At 69.6% G+C, this 15,601-nt stretch carries 13 protein-coding genes; 7 read left to right on the plus strand and 6 right to left on the minus strand.

The window, feature by feature from the left end; genetic code table 11:
* Positions 1–12 precede the first annotated feature (12 nt).
* Positions 13–1,272, minus strand: a complete 1,260-nt coding sequence (locus RN901_RS00165) for an aminotransferase class V-fold PLP-dependent enzyme (RefSeq protein ID WP_310754628.1) — start codon at positions 1,270–1,272, stop codon at positions 13–15.
* Positions 1,273–1,487: 215 nt separating this feature from the next.
* Here RN901_RS00165 and RN901_RS00170 point away from each other — a divergent pair, with 215 nt between their 5' ends.
* From RN901_RS00170 to RN901_RS00185, 4 genes are read left to right on the plus strand one after another with little or no spacing between them, the layout of a single operon-like run.
* The gene (locus RN901_RS00170; protein WP_310754629.1) at positions 1,488–2,015 is read left to right on the plus strand and encodes a hypothetical protein; all 528 of its coding nucleotides are present in this window, start codon (positions 1,488–1,490) and stop codon (positions 2,013–2,015) included.
* A gap of 37 nt (positions 2,016–2,052) precedes the next feature.
* A complete protein-coding gene (locus RN901_RS00175) occupies positions 2,053–3,768 on the plus strand; it encodes an amidohydrolase (protein WP_310754630.1) in 1,716 nt (571 codons plus the stop codon).
* A gap of 10 nt (positions 3,769–3,778) precedes the next feature.
* The gene (locus RN901_RS00180; RefSeq protein WP_310754632.1) at positions 3,779–5,485 is read left to right on the plus strand and encodes an amidohydrolase; all 1,707 of its coding nucleotides are present in this window, start codon (positions 3,779–3,781) and stop codon (positions 5,483–5,485) included.
* Between the two features lie 43 nt (positions 5,486–5,528).
* Positions 5,529–6,308, plus strand: a complete 780-nt coding sequence (locus RN901_RS00185) for an enoyl-CoA hydratase-related protein (RefSeq protein WP_310754633.1) — start codon at positions 5,529–5,531, stop codon at positions 6,306–6,308.
* A 101-nt stretch (positions 6,309–6,409) separates the two neighbouring features.
* Here the strand turns inward: RN901_RS00185 and rpmA are convergent, their stop codons facing one another.
* The 4 genes from rpmA to RN901_RS00205 all read right to left on the minus strand — a co-directional run bounded on the left by rpmA (position 6,410) and on the right by RN901_RS00205 (position 10,276).
* A complete protein-coding gene (gene rpmA / locus RN901_RS00190) occupies positions 6,410–6,667 on the minus strand; it encodes a 50S ribosomal protein L27 (protein WP_310754635.1) in 258 nt (85 codons plus the stop codon).
* Entirely contained in the window at positions 6,667–7,224 is a 558-nt protein-coding gene (gene rplU / locus RN901_RS00195; protein WP_310754636.1) for a 50S ribosomal protein L21, read from the minus strand. The genes rpmA and rplU overlap by 1 nt, the downstream gene beginning before the upstream one ends.
* A gap of 103 nt (positions 7,225–7,327) precedes the next feature.
* On the minus strand, positions 7,328–8,869 hold the full coding sequence (locus RN901_RS00200) for an Rne/Rng family ribonuclease (protein ID WP_310754637.1): 1,542 nt from the start codon (positions 8,867–8,869) through the stop codon (positions 7,328–7,330).
* 180 nt (positions 8,870–9,049) lie between these two features.
* A complete protein-coding gene (locus RN901_RS00205) occupies positions 9,050–10,276 on the minus strand; it encodes an acyl-CoA dehydrogenase family protein (RefSeq protein ID WP_310754639.1) in 1,227 nt (408 codons plus the stop codon).
* Positions 10,277–10,545: 269 nt separating this feature from the next.
* Between RN901_RS00205 and RN901_RS00210 the strand changes: the two genes are divergently transcribed.
* The 3 genes from RN901_RS00210 to RN901_RS00220 all read left to right on the plus strand — a co-directional run bounded on the left by RN901_RS00210 (position 10,546) and on the right by RN901_RS00220 (position 14,305).
* Positions 10,546–11,079, plus strand: coding sequence for a sigma-70 family RNA polymerase sigma factor (locus RN901_RS00210; RefSeq protein ID WP_310754640.1), 534 nt, complete (start codon positions 10,546–10,548; stop codon positions 11,077–11,079).
* A 50-nt stretch (positions 11,080–11,129) separates the two neighbouring features.
* The gene (locus tag RN901_RS00215) at positions 11,130–11,903 is read left to right on the plus strand and encodes a zf-HC2 domain-containing protein (protein ID WP_310754641.1); all 774 of its coding nucleotides are present in this window, start codon (positions 11,130–11,132) and stop codon (positions 11,901–11,903) included.
* A 77-nt stretch (positions 11,904–11,980) separates the two neighbouring features.
* Complete coding sequence (locus RN901_RS00220; RefSeq protein WP_310754642.1) at positions 11,981–14,305, plus strand: TonB-dependent receptor; 2,325 nt, start codon at positions 11,981–11,983, stop codon at positions 14,303–14,305.
* Here RN901_RS00220 and RN901_RS00225 read toward each other — a convergent pair.
* Positions 14,238–15,578 carry a RecQ family ATP-dependent DNA helicase gene (locus tag RN901_RS00225; protein ID WP_310754643.1) on the minus strand — a complete coding sequence of 447 codons (1,341 nt, stop codon included), beginning with the start codon at positions 15,576–15,578 and terminating at the stop codon, positions 14,238–14,240. The genes RN901_RS00220 and RN901_RS00225 overlap by 68 nt on opposite strands.
* Positions 15,579–15,601 lie beyond the last annotated feature (23 nt).

Here is a 15,601-nt window from a genome sequence, read left to right on the forward strand (position 1 = left end):
CGGAACCGACCCCTATACGCGGGCGGCGAGCACTCCGAGGAGGCGGTCGACGTCGTCGCGGTTGTTGAACATCGCGACGGCGGCGCGGAGGAGTTCCCCTCCCTCCTGGTAGGTGAAGAACACGCCTTCCGCGCGGAGGGCGTCGCCGAGTTCATCCGGATCCATCCCGTGATAGAAGCTCACGATCGCCGAGGGATTGGCGGGCGGCGTGAACAGCTTCATGCCGAGGTCCGCGGCCCCCTCCCGGAGCTGGCCGGCGAGCGCGTGCGTGTGCTCGGCGATCCGCTCCAGCCCCACCTCGCCGAGGAAGCCGAGGGCGGCGTCCATGGCCGCGATCGGGCCGTAGGCCGGGTTCGCGTACTCGTACTTCTGTGCGTCCGTCTTCAGCCGGTACTGGTGCTCGGGGAGCGTCTCGGCCACGTGCCCATGCCCGAAGCGGTCGGGCTGCATCCACTCGTGGTGTTCCCGGCGCACGTACAGTGGCGCGCAGCCGAAGTCGGCGAAGAGCCACTTGTAGCCGTTGCCGCACGCGAAGTCGACGCCCTCGTCGTGGAGGTTCGTGGGGAACGTGCCGAACGCCTGGATTCCGTCGGCGAACAGGTAGCCGCCGCGCGCGTGCACGATCTCGGCCAGCGTCGGCAGGTCGTGTCGGAACCCGTTCCGGTTCGAGACCCACGCCACGCTGATGAGGCGCGTGCGGTCGTCGGTGTAGGCGTCGTAGTCCTCGGGGTGGGCGCGCCCCTCGCGGGAGGGGATGATCCGGAGTTCGACTCCGTGGCGCCGCTCGAGCTCGCGGTACACGACGAAGGCGGTGACGAAGTGGAGTTCGTCGATGACCACGTTGTCGCCCGGCTGCCAGTCGATCGCCTTCGCCACCATGTTCTCGCCGTCGCTGGTCGAGAACAGGAGCGCGATCTCGTCCTCGTCCGCCCCGAACAGGCTGGCGAAGCGGCTGCGGGCGCGGGCCGTGGCCCGCCCGCGGCTCCCCGGATCGTTGTAGCTCAGCTTCTCGTCCGCGTACGCGACGAGCGCCTCGTGAACGGGACGCGGGAGCGGCCCGGTTGAGGCCGTATTCAGATACGCGAACTCCTCCGTGACCGGGAACTCGCCACGGATCCCGAGCGGATCATCGTCCGACCCGGGGACAGGAGACGTACGCGGGCCGGCATCGCGAGCCTCGGGCGCGTGCGCGGCGAGGGCCGGCGCGACGGGCAGCGCGAGCCCCGCGGCGGCGGTCGTCCTGACGAAGTTGCGGCGGCTCCACTCAGTCATCCGTCCCTCCTGATCCCTCGCGTGCCCGATCTGTCGCAGACCCCCGAAACGACCCTCGGAACGTACGTCCACAACCCGTTCGGGGGACAGCGACGCACCCCGAAACGTTCCCGCGGGAACGTCGGTCGGCGCGCAAGCCGTGGACCGGGCCGATGGGCCGGTCTAGAATCCGCGTGCCGTCTCATCTCTCCATGAATCGAAACCGGAGCCGGACCATGTCGAAGCTGATCGTCGCCACCCTCGCGGCGGGCGTCCTCTGGAGCGCGGCGCCGGGCGACCGCCCGGACAACCCGCCGGCCACCTTCATCTCCGCGGCCGACATCCTCGCCACGATCGCGAACGCGCCGGAGGGCCGGGTCAGCGACCAGGCGATCCGGCACATCGACGCGGGCGGACACAACGCCGGCGTCGGCGTCGTCCAGCGCCCGCCGACCACGTCGCTCGGGGCGATCCAGCACCACAAGCAGACCGAGGTCTACTACGTCGTCTCCGGCCGCGGCACGCTGGTGACGGGCGGAGAACTCTCCGACGCGCGCGAACTCGACCCGGAGGGCCAGACGGTGCGAACGCTCACCGGCCCCAGCGCCGTGGGCGGGATCGTGGGCGGCGAGAGCCAGGAGGTCGGCCCCGGCGACATGCTCATTATTCCAGCGGGTTCGCCGCACGGCTTCAGCGAGGTCACGGAGACGATCACCTACATCGTCGTGCGCGTCGACCCGGAGCAACTCGTCGAGCTAAAGTAGGGAACGCCAACCGATCCACCGTCGGAGGGACACGGGTATGAGCGACTTCACGCGGCGTGACTTCATGGCGGTCTCCGGCCTCGCGGCGGGCGGCGCGGCGCTGGCGGGCTGCGGCCCCGAAGGCCCCGGAGGCGGATCCCGCACCGCCGTCACCGCGGCCGGAGGCGCCGCGGACCTCGTCGTCCGCGACGCGACCGTCTACACCGTGGACGACGACCTGCCGCGCGCCGAGGCGTTCGCCGTCAAGAGCGGCCGCTTCCTCGCCGTGGGCTCGAGCGACGATGTCTCGAACCTCATCGGCCCCGGCACCGACGTGATCGATGCCGCCGGCCACACCGTCGTCCCCGGCTTCATCGACGCCCACAACCACCCCTTCTATTCCGGCACCAAGCACCTCAAGCAGGTGAGCCTCGACGTGCGCTCGATCGAGGGCATCAAGAGCGCGCTGAGCGAGCGGGCCCAGAACACACCGCCGGGCCAGTGGGTGCAGGGGTTCCTCTACGACGACACGAAGCTCGAGGACGGGCGTCCGCTGACGCGCGCGGACATCGACGACGCGGTCCCGGACCACCCCGTCTCCGTCACCCACCGCGGTGGCCACACCGGCGTCTACAACTCCCGGGCGTTCGAACTCGCCGGGATCACGGCGGACACACCCGACCCGCCCGGCGGCAGGTACTACAGGGAGAACGGCGAACTCACCGGGCGCGTGGCGGAACACGCCAAGGACCCGCTCGAAAGCCTCATCCCCGCGGGGACGACGCGCGCCGAGCGGCAGGAGAGCATCCGCCTCATCGGCGAGCGCATGGCCGCGGCCGGCCTCACCTCCGTGCACGAGACCGGGGCGGGCAACGACTTCGTGAGCTACCAGGACGCCCACGAGGCGGGCGAACTCCACTTCCGCGCCTACGTCTTCCCCAACGCGGGCCACCCCTCCGGCCTCTTCGACGCCCTCAAGACGGCGGGCATCCGCACCGGTTTCGGGGATGAGTGGGTGAAGGTGGGCGGCATCAAGTACGGGGCGGACGGCTCGGCCTCCGAGCGCACCATGGCCATGTCCACGCCGTATGTCGGGCGTCCGGACGACTACGGCATCCTCACGATGAACCAGGAGGAGATCCACGAGGCGGTGGACGACGCGGTGCGCAACGGCTGGCAGATCGGCATCCACGCGAACGGAGACCTCGCGATCGACATGTGCCTCACCGCCTTCGAGCGCGCGCAGCAGGAGATGCCGCAGGCCGATCCCCGCTTCCGCCTCGAGCACTGCTCGCTCGTGAACGACGATCTCCTGCGCAGGATCCAGGACGTGGGCGCGATCCCCACGCCGTTCTACACCTACGTCCACTTCCACGGCAACAAGTGGGGCGAGTACGGCGCCGAGAAGATGGAATGGATGTTCGCGCACCGGCGGTTCATCGACTACGGGATTCCGGTGGCGGGCGCTTCCGACTATCCGCCGGGGCCGTTCGAGACGCTGATGGGCATTCAGAGCATGGTCACGCGCACGGACATGCAGGGGCGCGAGTGGGGCCCGAGCCAGAAGATCACGGTGGAGGAGGCGCTCCGCGTGTGCACGATCAACGGGGCCCACGCCGCGTTCGAGGAGGGGATCAAGGGATCGATCACCGCCGGCAAGCTGGCGGATTTCGTGATCCTCGCGGAGGACCCGCACACGGCGGACCCGTTCGCGATCAAGGACATCGAGATCCTGCGCACCGTCGTCGGCGGACGCGCGACATACGAGGCCTGAGGAGACGAAGATGAGCGAGGTCAATCGCCGGGAGTTCATGGCCCTTTCCGGGCTCGCGGCCGGGGGCGCGGCCCTGGCGGGCTGCGGGACGCAGGGCGGGAGCGGCGGGCAGGGCGGCGCCGGCGGCTCCGCGCACGCGGACCAGGTCGTGACGAACGCGAACGTCTACACGGTGGACGACGCGAACCCCAGGGCCGAGGCGCTCGCCGTACAGGGCGGCCGCTTCCTCGCCGTGGGCTCGAACGACGACATCGCCAACCTCATCGGACCGCGCACCGCGCGCATCGACGCGGGCGGCGGTACCGTCGTCCCCGGCTTCATCGACGCGCACAATCATCCCTCCTCGGCCGGCATGCGCCACCTCACGCAGGTGGACATGAACATCCGCACGATCGAGGGGATGAAGTCCGCCCTCCGCGAGCGCGCGCAGAACACGCCTCCGGGCGAGTGGGTCGTCGGCTTCCTCTACGACGACACGAAGATCGAGGAGGGGCGCCCGCTCAACCGGCGCGACATCGACGAGGCCGTGCCCGACCACCCGGTCCAGGTCACGCACCGGGGCGGGCACACGAGCGTCTACAACTCGAAGGCGTTCGAACTGGCCGGGATCACCGTGGACACGCCCGACCCGACGGGCGGGCACTTCTACCGCGAGGACGGCGAACTCACCGGCAAGGTCGCCTCGCTCGCGCGCCGCCCGCTGCAGCGCCTCGTCCCCGGCGGGAGCACGCGGGACGACCGCCAGGCCGGCGTCGCCCTCATCGGCGAACTGATGTCCGCGGCCGGCATCACCTCGGTTCACGAGACGGGCGGGAACAGCCAGGGCCTGACCGCGCTGCAGGACGCGTACGACGCGGGAGACCTCCGCTTCCGCATGTACTACTTCCCCTCCGGCGGCAGCCTGCTCTTCTCGGCGCTCAAGCAGGCGGGGGTTCGCACCGGCTTCGGCGACGAGAACCTGCGCATCGGCGCGGTCAAGTACAGCGCGGACGGCTCCGCCTCGGAGCGCACGATGGCGATGCGCACCCCGTACGTCGGGCGCCCGGACGACTACGGCATCAGCACCATGACCCAGGAGGACATCCACCGGGCGGTGGACGACGCCGTCGGCGCCGGTTTCCAGATCGCGATCCACGCGAACGGCGACAGGACGATCGACATGTGCCTCAACGCATACGAGCGGGTCCAGCGCGAGATGCCGCAGGCCGACCCCCGCTTCCGCCTCGAGCACTGCTCGCTCGTGGATGATCCCCTTCTGCAGCGGATAAAGGACATCGGCGCCATCCCGACGCCCTTCTACACCTACATCCATTTCCACGGGAACAAGTGGGGCGAGTACGGGGCGGAGAAGATGGAATGGATGTTCGCGCACCGCCGCTTCCTCGACTACGACATCCCCGTGGCGGGGGCGTCCGACTATCCGCCCGGGCCGTTCGAGGCGCTGATGGCCATCCAGAGCATGGTCACGCGCACGGACATGCAGGGACGCGAATGGGGCCCGAGCCAGAAGATCTCGGTCCCCGAGGCGCTCCGCATCTGCACGATCAACGGGGCCCACGCCTCCTTCGAGGAGCACATCAAGGGCTCGATCACCGAGGGGAAGCTGGCGGACTACGTCATCCTGGGCGACGATCCCCACGCGGCCGACCCGTACGCGATCAAGGAGATCGAAGTCGTCCGCACCGTTCTCGGCGGCCGCACCACCCACGAGGCCTGAGCCCGCGCCGCCGGAAACCGCCAACCCGAAGCCTGGAGTCGTCATGAGTGACGTTCTTCTCGTCGAGAAGCTCGACGGACATATCGCCAAGCTCACGGTCAACCGGCCGGAGAAACTCAACGCGCTGAACGGCGCCGTCCGCTGCGCCATCTTCGGCGCGCTCGACCGCCTGGCGGCGGACGACGAGGTCCGCGTCGTCATCATCACCGGGGCCGGCGACCGCTCCTTCATCGCAGGCGCCGACATCTCGGAGTTCAAGGACGCGCGTCCGGTCGAGCAGTACCGCACCATGACGCGCGGCGACATGTACAGCGCGATCGAGGCCTTCCCCAAACCCGTCATCGCGATGATCAACGGCTTCTGCCTCGGCGGCGGCTGCGAACTCGCCATGTCGTGCGACATGCGCGTGGCGTCGACCTCGGCCCGCATCGGCCAGCCGGAGATCAACCTCGGACTCATCCCCGGCGCCGGCGGCACGCAGCGGCTCCCGCGGCTCGTCGGCGAGGGCTGGGCGATGCGGCTCGTGATGAGCGGCGAGTTGATCCCGGGGGAGAAGGCCGAGCAGATCGGCCTCGTGGAGGCCGCGGTCGCCCCCGAGGAACTCGAGGGTCACGTGATGGAACTCGCGTCGAGCATCGCGAGCCGCAGCCCGGTCGCGCTTCAGGCGGCCAAGGAGTCTATCCTCGCCGCGCGGCGGATGCCGCTGGATGAGGGGCTGAAGTTCGAGCGGAGCTGGTTCTCGCTCCTCTTCTCGACGGACGACATGGCGGAGGGCGTGGGCGCCTTCCTGGAGAAGCGGAAGCCCGAGTTCAGGGGCTCCTGAGCGGGATCCTCACGGGACGCCGACGGCGCGGCGATTGCCCGGCGCGGCTGGCAGCCGGTGGCGGTGCGGCTGCGAGCGCGCGGCGGGCTACCGTCGCGAGGCTAGGACGCCGGCGTTACGACGCTGACGAAGCGGCGGCCTCGCCGGCGGTGGAATTCGACCTGTCCGTCGGCGAGCGCGAACAGCGTGTCGTCCTTCCCCCGGCCGACGTTGCGACCCGGGTGGAAGGGCGTGCCCCGCTGCCGGATGAGGATGTTGCCCGCGACCACGTGCTCGCCGCCGTATTTCTTGACGCCGAGGTACTGCGCGTTCGAATCGCGTCCGTTGCGGCTGGAGCCGACACCTTTCTTATGCGCCATCAGTCGCCTTCCTTCGCCGCAATGGCCTTGTCCACGTCGCTCTTGAGGATGCGGCCGTCCTTGCCCGTCCCCTCGATCGCGCCCAGGTCGAGTCCGTGCTCCTCTGCCAGCTTCCGCGCGACGGGCGTGATGTCCACCGGCGCCGCTTCGACGGCTTCCGGCGCGGGAGCGGCCGTGGCCTTCGGGGCAGTCTTCGGCTTGGGCGCCGCGGCCGCGGGCTTCGCCGCCGCCTCCTGCGGTTCGCCGGGCAGATCGATGCCGACGATGCGGATCTCCGTGTAGCCCTGGCGGTGCCCCTGCTTCCGCCGGTAGCCCTTCCGCCGCTTCATCTTGTAGACGATGATCTTGTCGCCGCGCCCGTGGCTCACGACCTCGGCCGCAACCGAGGCGCCCGTCACGCACGGGGCTCCGACGTGAACGTCCCCGTCCTGCTCGGCGAGCAGCACGTCGTCGAACTTGACCGTATCCCCGGGCTCGGCCTCGAGGGAGGGGATGCGGAGCACCGCGTCCTCCACCGCGCGAAACTGCTTTCCCTGGGCTTTGAAAATCGCGTACATATCGTCGGATCACCGCTGAAATGCTGCTGGAATGCGCCGGATTGCGAGCCGCTGAGAGTACCCGCGCCGGGCGGATGTGTCAAACAAAACGGCCGGTGGATGGCTAGCTGGAAATGTACTTCTTCGTGACGTCGGCATCGGCCGGGTGGGCGAGGAGCCGGAACTCGTCGAGACCCAGCAGAGGGTCGTCGCGCAGATCGATCGCGATCCTGCCGCTGTTCCTCATTCGGCCCAGGAACTCCCGCTCGCGCTCCAGCAGGTGGAGGGCAATCACCGGGTGCGTGAGGATCGTGATCCCGCTCTCCCGGCCGGCCGCCGCGACCCGGTCCAGCGCCCGCTCCAGGCGGCGCACCACCGTCTCGGAGGCGAGGATTCTCCCCGCGCCCTCGCAGTAGGGACAGGGTTCCATCATCCGCTGGTGCAGGCTGGGGCTCACGCGCTGCCGGCTCAACTGGAGCAGGCCGAGTTCGGAGAGCCCGAACACCTTGGTGCGCGCGCGGTCGTGGCCCAGCAGCGTCCTCATCTGCTGCACGACCTTGTTGCGCGACTCCTCCTCGTTCATGTCGATGAAGTCGATGACGATGATCCCGCCCACGTCGCGCAGGCGGAGCTGGCGGGCGATCTCTCCCGCCGCCTCGAGGTTCGTCTTGAGGATGGTCTTCGCCGGGTCGCGGCGACCCGTGTAGCGCCCCGTGTTCACGTCGATCGAGACGAGGGCCTCCGTCTGTTCGATCACGACATGGCCGCCGGACTTCAGGTGGACGGTGCGGCCGAACGCACGCCGGATCTCCTCCTCGATCCCGAACTCGTCGAAGATGGGCGCCGCGCCGTCGTACCGGCTCACGCGCTCGAGCAGATCCGGGTCCACCTGTCCGAGATAGGAGCGGATCTCGTGGAACAGCTCCGCCGAATCCACCGTTAGCAGGTCGATCCGGTCGCTGAAGAGGTCGCGGATCATGCCCGACGTCAGCCGCGCGTCCTGGTACACGAGGGCGGGCGCCTTCATCCCCTTCTGTCGGCGCCGCACCTTCCGCCACGTCTTGCGCAGCGACTTGAGCTCCCGCTCGCAGGTCTCCTTCGTCAACTCCTCGCCGACGGTCCGGACGATGACCCCGCCGTCGTCGCCGAGGATGTCCCGCACCATGCGTCGCAGGCGGGCACGCGTTTCCCGGTCGCCGATCTTGCGGCTGACGCCGACGTGAGATGAGTCCGGGATGTACACCAGGAAGCGGCCCGGGAGGGAAACCTGCGTCGTGACGCGGGCCCCCTTCGTGCCGATGGGCTCCTTCACGACCTGGACGAGGAGCGTCTGATCCTTGCGGATCGCTTCCTCGATGCGGGGAGCGTTCTCGTTGCGGGCCCTCCGACGTCCCCCGTTTCGTTCCCGTCCCCCGTTCCCCTCTTCATCGGGATCTTCGTCGGACTGTAGATCGGAGGCGTGCAGAAAGGCGGACTTCTCGGCGCCGATGTCGACGAAGGCGGCCTGAAGTCCGGGCACGATCGCTTCGACCACGCCGAGATAGATATCGCCGGCGATGCGGCGCTCGTCGGGCCGTTCGTACATCAGTTCGACGAGCTTGCGGTCTTCTACGATCGCGACCCGTTTCTCGCGGGTCGTGGCGTTTACGACGATCTCGCGGCGCACGTTACGTCAGCGCACGCGCGGGTTCGCCGCGCCCGATTGTGCTACCAGAGGGCTGGCATCCTGTAAGACTCGATTCTTCGCTGCGAACCGCCGGACGCTGCCCGGGGGTTCGTGTATCTGTTCGTTACTGCCCTGTTTCCGCTGACAGCCGTGACGCTCGGCTGAAACTGCTGCCCCAAACTAATCGACGGAGCCCGCTTCGCGCAGCATCTCCCTTGAAATCACGATCTTCAGGATCTCGCTCGTCCCCTCGCCGATCTCCGTGATCTTCGCGTCCCGCATCATCCGTTCGACGGGATACTCGCGCGAATAGCCGTACCCGCCGTGCAACTGCACCGCCATCGTCGTCACGTCCATCGCCGTCTCCGAGGCGAAGAGCTTGGCCATCGCGGCCTCCTTCTTGTGCCTCGTCCCCGCCATCCGGAGGTGCGCGGCGTGGTGCATCATGAGCCGCGCCGCGTGAATGCGCGTCTGCGCTTCGGCAAGCATGAAGCGGACGCCCTGGAAGTCGTGGATCTTCTTGCTGAACTGCTTCCGCTCGCCCGTGTAGCGGACCGTCTGGTCCAGCGCCCCCTGCGCGATCCCGATCGCGTGGGCGGCGATCCCGACCCGGCCGCCGTCGAGGGTGTCGAGGAAGATGGGAAAGCCCCGGTCCACTTCGCCGAGCACGTTCTCCTCCGGAACCTCCACGTCCTCCAGCGTGAGTTCGCGCGTGTCGGAAGCGTTCCAGCCCAGCTTGCGCAGCTTCTGCCCGGCGCTGAACCCCGGCATCGGGTCGAGCTCCGGGGAGTGGCCGAACCCGACGCGCGCGGCATCTTCCAGATCGCACGTATCCTTGGTGAGGACGAACGCCGTGATGCCGCGGGAGCCCTTCTCGGGCGACGTGAGGGCGCCGACGACGAACACCTCGCCCACGCCGCCGTGCGTGATCCACGTCTTGCGGCCGTTGAGAATCCACCGGTCGCCGGCCTTCCGGGCCGTCGTCCGCATGCCGCCCGCATCGGAGCCCGACCCCGGCTCCGTGAGCCCGAATCCGCCCAGCACGCGGCCGCTCGCGAGGGGCCGCAGGAACCGTTCCTTCTGCGCCTCCGTCCCCCAGCGCGCGATCGGGGTCGCGGCCAGGCTCGTGTGCGCTCCGATCATGATCGAATGACTGGCGTCCACGCGGGCGAGTTCCTCCACGGCGATCGACGCGGCGAGAAGGTCCATGCCGGCGCCGCCCAGCCCCTCCTCGAACGGAATCCCGAACAGGCCCAGTTCCGACATGAGGGCGCCGGTGTCCCACGGAAAATCCTCCGACTCATCGTAGCGGGCCGCGACGGGAGCGATCTCCGCCTCGGCGAACTCCCGCACCATCTCGCGGATCATCTCGTGATGGTCTTCCAGGTAGAAGCTCGGGTCTGCCATTCACTCCTCGGTTCGATGTTTGCGGCCGGCGTCGCAGGCGGCACGTCTCGTATGCGCGCGCCGGGTCGGGTGCGTGGCCCCTGCGGCCGGCGGGCTGTGACTTCGAGACGCCGTACGCCTAACGTACCGGAGGCGGGCCTCCCGCCCAACGGTCGAGTGGACTCCGGACGCGTCACGATCGGGCCCCGGCAGGCGTTGACCCTATGGATGGCAAGGGTGCAAGCCCGCGGCGCTCTTCGCGTACCGGCAACGGTGTGGAGGGGAGAACCGTGGACTTCGAGGCGGCATACAAAAGCCACTGGACGCCACTCTTTCGGTATGTCGACCGGATGGTGGGTGACGCCGACCTTGCGGCGGACGTCGTGCAGGAGGCGTTCGTGCGGCTGTTGGACCAGTCTCTTCCGGACGAGGAGGTACGGCGCTGGCTGTTTACGGTGGCGACGAACCTGGTGCGGGACGACGCTCGCATGAGTTCGCGGCGGAGGCGGTTGCTGTCGCAGCGCTACGAACAGGCGGACCTCGCGCACGATCCGGCGGAGTTGCCGGACCAGTCGGTCGTGCGGGCTGAACGGGTCGCGGCGGTGCGCGCCGCGCTGGCGGAGATGCCTGAACGTGACCGTCAGTTGCTGTTGATGAGAGAGGAAGGATTCCGGTACGCCGAGATCGCCGAGGTGATCGAAGTCGCGCCGGGGTCGGTGGGAACGCTGCTTGCGCGGGCACTGCGCCGGTTCACGGAGGCGCTGGATCCGCGGATCGCGGAGGACGAGGCCGGTCGGGGACGGCGAGGGGGGGACGATGGGTGACGGGTCGGGATGCGACTGGAAATCTGCGTTGAAAATAGTGAGGATTGAGTATGTCTACGCGTGAACGGCCACATGTCGACGACGGAGCGCTGCTCGCTCTGCTCGACGGTGAGCTGACCACAGCAGAACGGAGATCCGTCGAAGCGCGCGTGGCGGCGTGCCCGGATTGCGCGGCGCGCCTCGACGAGATGCGCTTTGCGCTGCGGCGCGCGACGGCGGCGCTCGACCTGCTCTCGGTGCCGGAGTCGCGGCGCGAGATGCCGGCGGCGCTGCGGGAAGCCGCGCGCCGGGCGCCGGCGCCGCTCGCGAGCGCGCGGGCGCGACGCTGGGTGAGGCTGAGCCGCCGCTCCGTCGCGGTGGCCGCGGGGATTACGCTTCTCGTCGCCGCGGGCGCCTACGCGGTGCCGGGATCGCCGGTCAGGGGCTGGGTCGACGGCGGGATCGATGTGGTTGCGACCTGGATCGCGGGCGATTCCCAGGTCGCCGGGGACGCCGGACCTTCCCGGGTGTCGGTGGATCCCCGCGAGGGCGCCGTGCGCATCATGGTCGTTGGTTGGCACGAAGGCACGCGGTTGACGGTCGAGCTGTCCGACGAGGAGACGGCCACGGTGACGGCCCGTGACGCGAGCTTCCATGTGGAGCCGGGCGTCATCGAGGTCGCGGGAGCGGCGGATGAGATCCGCGTGACCTTGCCGCGGGGCGCCGCGATCGGTTCTGTAGTCATCGACGAGAGCGAGGTCGTCCGCCTCGAGGGCGGCGAATTGCGGCGCACGGATTCGGCCGCTGCGAGTCCCGTGGAGATCTTTCTCGGCACCGACGGGTAGCAGCGCAGGTAACGGCCGCCGCACTGGTGGACGACGGTGACCTGACGGACCGCTAGCCTCGAGGGGTGGATCCCGGGATGACGAAGCCCATGTACCGAAGGCCGGGGCGCGTCTCCCATCCGTGGCGATTCGCCCTGCTCCTCGGACCGGTTTCGACCTGCTTCTTCGCTCCCCCGGTTCTCGCTCAGGATCCTCCGCCGTCCCCGCCTTCCGAGGAAGCGCCGGCTGTCGGCGCCGTTTTCGGCCGCGTGCTGCGCGCCGAATCCCAGACGCCGATCGCGGCCGCTTCGGTGGAGATCCGCTTTCCCGAGTTTTCCTGGTTCCTCGTGACGGATGACGACGGCTTCTACCGGGCGGAAGGGCTCCCGGCGGGATCCATCCATCTCGTCGCGCGGGCGCTGGATCGCGACCCGCTCGCCGCCAGCATCCTGGTTCCGGCGGGCGGCGATGTCCCGCTCGACCTGGCTCTGGAGCGGCGGCCCGTCGCGATGCCGAGCCTGTTCGCCCACATCCTCGCGCGGCGGCTGCCCGCTCCGGGCCTCACCCGCGACGGGTTCCGGGAGGAGGGAGAAACGGAGCTCCGGGCACTGGATTCATCTCCGGGCGTGGCGGAGGCGGGTCTGACGCTGGATGAAACCGGCATCGATCCCGCGGACCCGACCAGCGTGCTCTACGTGCGGGGCGCCGCGTCGGACCTGAAGCTCGTGCTGCTCGATGGCGCGCCGGTCTATGCGCCGTTCCACCTCAGCGGACTCCTCGACGCCTTTCCGGACGGCGTACTCGACGAGGCGGCCCTGTACATCGGCGGGACGCCGGCCCGCTACGACGGCGGACTCTCCTACGTCCTCGACCTCAAGATTCGCGAGGGAGACGCGGAGCGGTTCCACGTCGCCGGCGCGGCCGACATGCTGGGCGGCACCGTGCGGGGGGAGGGCCCGATCGGACCCGCCGGCCGGATGCTCGTCAGCGGTCGGGCGCTTCACGGACTCGGCTATCCGATCATCACGAACGAGCAGGAAATGCCGTATGGGTACGGCGATGTCCTGGGCCGGCTCGACTATCGTCTGGGGCCTGGAAAGCTGACCGCCACCGGATTCTGGAACCGCGAGTCCGTGCGGCTCGACATCGGGCGGCTCGAGGACGCCGGAGCGGTGGAGTCGGCCTACTGGGGCAACCTTGCGGGGTCGGCAAGCTATCGCGTTCCGCTGGGCGACGGCACGTTCACGCTGAGGGGCGCCCACGGACGGTTCGACACGGGCCTGCCGCTGCCGCGCGACAAGGAACTGGACTTCGAGGTCTCTTTCGCGGACGTCATCGCGCGGACCGCACGAACCCGCACCGAGGCGCTGTTCGAGTCGGGAGGCAGCGAGCTTCGCTGGGCCGCGGGCGGCGGCTTCGATTCGTACGAGACCGTGGTGGACCGGCGGACCGTACTCGGCGGCAGAACGGCGCACGACGTGACCCACGCGGTGCGGCGCGCGAACGTGGTGGCCGGGTGGGGGGAGGCCATCTGGCAGGTGGCCCCCGAAGTCGAGGTGAGGGGGGGATTCCGGACGAGCTATTTTACCCCCTCCCGCCGTGCGAAGTTCGCGCCGCGGGGCACCGTCACCTGGCACGTCACGGAAGCTGCGGACGTCCGCCTCTCCGCCGGGCGGTTCTACCAGGTGGTGCGCGGACCCGAATCCATCCTTTCGGGCGACCTCACCGGACCCACCATCGGCGGCGTCCTGCCCGCGTTGGATCCCGACTACATTCCGCCGTCGACTCCGGGGTCCAGTATCGCGGGAGCTTCTCACCTGGTGGTCGGATTCTCGGACTCGCTCGAGAACGGCGTCGACGTCGGCGTCGAAAGCTACCTCAAGTCCTTCGACGATCTCCCGGACGCCAATCAACTCTACTCCTGGGGCGGGGACCTGTGGCTGCAGGCGAAGGAGGGTCCGGTCCGGGGCTGGGTCGGCTACTCCATCGCGTTCGTGTGGACGACCGATCCGGAAGAAGAGACGCCGCTCGTGGGCCGGCAACTCCTGAGCGGCGGACTCTCCTCGGACGTCCGCGAGTTCGACTTCGGAATCCGGCTCGCGTACGGGGCCGGCCTGTCCTTCGCGTCCGTGACGTCGGGACGCGAAGAGAAGGGCGCCCCGAGCGGCGACGATCCACTGCCGGTGCTCTCGGGCGCGCCGGAGGACTCGTATCTCCGGGTCGACGCGGAGATTTCGCGACGCTGGGTCGCGAGCATCGGCCGCTCGTCCGTCGAAATCGCCCCGTATTTGCGTGTGCTCAACGCGCTGGATCGCCGGGACGCGCTCTTCTATCAGACGACGACGGACCAGCCGCTCACGCGTCCCGCCCCGCTCGCGTCCCTCCCCGTGATCGCCATCTTCGGCGTGTCCTGGTCGTTCTGACGCTCCCTCCGCGATCGCAGTTGTCGCATCCATCGCAGACCGGAGCGCGTTCGCCGAAGTAGGCGGCGATGGCCGCCCGGCGGCAGGCGGCGGTCTCGATGTAGGCTCGCATGGCGGCGCGCCGTTCGGCGGCGGCGGCGGCCCGGTCGGAGCCGGGCGGCGGGCTGCCCGGCCGGTGGCGCTCGCGCCGGCCGAACGGAAGGGGGCGGCGGCGATTCTCCCTGATCGCGACCATCACGCAGCGCGCCGATGCGCCGTCACGGCCGGCGCGACCCGCTTCCTGGACGTACTCCTCCAGCGACGACGGGGCGCCGAGATGCGCGACGAGACGCACGTGCGGATGGTCGATCCCCATGCCGAACGCGGTCGTGGCGCAGACCACTCGAATGCTCCCGTCCAGGAAGGCCCGCTGCGTCGCCTGGCGCCGTTCGATCGGCAGACGCGCATGGTACGGCGCGCTCGGCACTCCGGTCCTCGAGAGCGCGATCGCAAGCTGCGCGCTCAGTCCCCGCGTGCGCGCGTACACGATCGCCGACGCCCCCCGGCACGCCGTCACCTCGCGCCGCACGCGCCGATAGGCCTCGCCCGTATCGGAGGCCGTTTCCACGGAGTAGCGCAGGTTCGGCCGGTTCGCGGGCACGAAGATGCGAATCGCCCGTTTCATCCCCAGGAACCGCTCGATGTCGCGCCGCGTGCGCCACGTCGCGGTGGCCGTGAGGGCCGCCAGCGGCGGGCTCCCCATCCTCTCCCTCGCACGCCCGATTCGCAGGTACGACGGACGGAAGTCGTGCCCCCACTGCGAAACGCAGTGCGCCTCGTCCACGGCGATGCCCCCCACGCCGACTTCGCGCAGGCGATCGCAGACGGCCCGGCTCTCCAGGCGCTCAGGCGCGAGATACAGGAGATCGAGTTCGCCCCGACGGGCGCGCTCGAGCGCCTCGTTCACCTCTTCCCGCGGCGTGGCGCTGGTCCAGCCGAGCACCCGCATGCCCCGGCGCGCGGCCCCGGCGACCTGATCCTCGATGAGCGAGATGAGCGGCGACACGACGAGCGTCGCCCGCGGACGCAGCAGCGCCGGGATCTGGAAGCAGACCGATTTGCCGAAGCCCGTCGGAAGCACCGCGAGCGTGTCCCCGCCGCCGAGGACGGCTTCGACCACGCGCGACTGGGCGGGACGGAAGTCGTCGTAGCCGAACCGGTCCCTTAGAAGCTCGCGCGCGTCCTGGAGGGTGGCCGCGGGGCGGCCCGCGCCGGGGCTGTCATCGGTATTCACACCCCTCGATGCGCCGCGCGATC

The organism is Candidatus Palauibacter soopunensis, from assembly GCF_947581735.1.
GTDB lineage: Bacteria > Gemmatimonadota > Gemmatimonadetes > Palauibacterales > Palauibacteraceae > Palauibacter > Palauibacter soopunensis.

Bases quoted from the DNA above. Each gene is read 5' to 3' on its own strand.
- RN901_RS00165 (WP_310754628.1), bottom strand. From the start codon at position 1,272: ATGACTGAGTGGAGCCGCCGCAACTTCGTCAGGACGACCGCCGCCGCG.
- RN901_RS00170 (WP_310754629.1), top strand. From the start codon at position 1,488: ATGTCGAAGCTGATCGTCGCCACCCTCGCGGCGGGCGTCCTCTGGAGC.
- RN901_RS00175 (WP_310754630.1), top strand. From the start codon at position 2,053: ATGAGCGACTTCACGCGGCGTGACTTCATGGCGGTCTCCGGCCTCGCG.
- RN901_RS00180 (WP_310754632.1), top strand. From the start codon at position 3,779: ATGAGCGAGGTCAATCGCCGGGAGTTCATGGCCCTTTCCGGGCTCGCG.
- RN901_RS00185 (WP_310754633.1), top strand. From the start codon at position 5,529: ATGAGTGACGTTCTTCTCGTCGAGAAGCTCGACGGACATATCGCCAAG.
- rpmA (WP_310754635.1), bottom strand. From the start codon at position 6,667: ATGGCGCATAAGAAAGGTGTCGGCTCCAGCCGCAACGGACGCGATTCG.
- rplU (WP_310754636.1), bottom strand. From the start codon at position 7,224: ATGTACGCGATTTTCAAAGCCCAGGGAAAGCAGTTTCGCGCGGTGGAG.
- RN901_RS00205 (WP_310754639.1), bottom strand. From the start codon at position 10,276: ATGGCAGACCCGAGCTTCTACCTGGAAGACCATCACGAGATGATCCGC.
- RN901_RS00215 (WP_310754641.1), top strand. From the start codon at position 11,130: ATGTCTACGCGTGAACGGCCACATGTCGACGACGGAGCGCTGCTCGCT.
- RN901_RS00220 (WP_310754642.1), top strand. From the start codon at position 11,981: ATGACGAAGCCCATGTACCGAAGGCCGGGGCGCGTCTCCCATCCGTGG.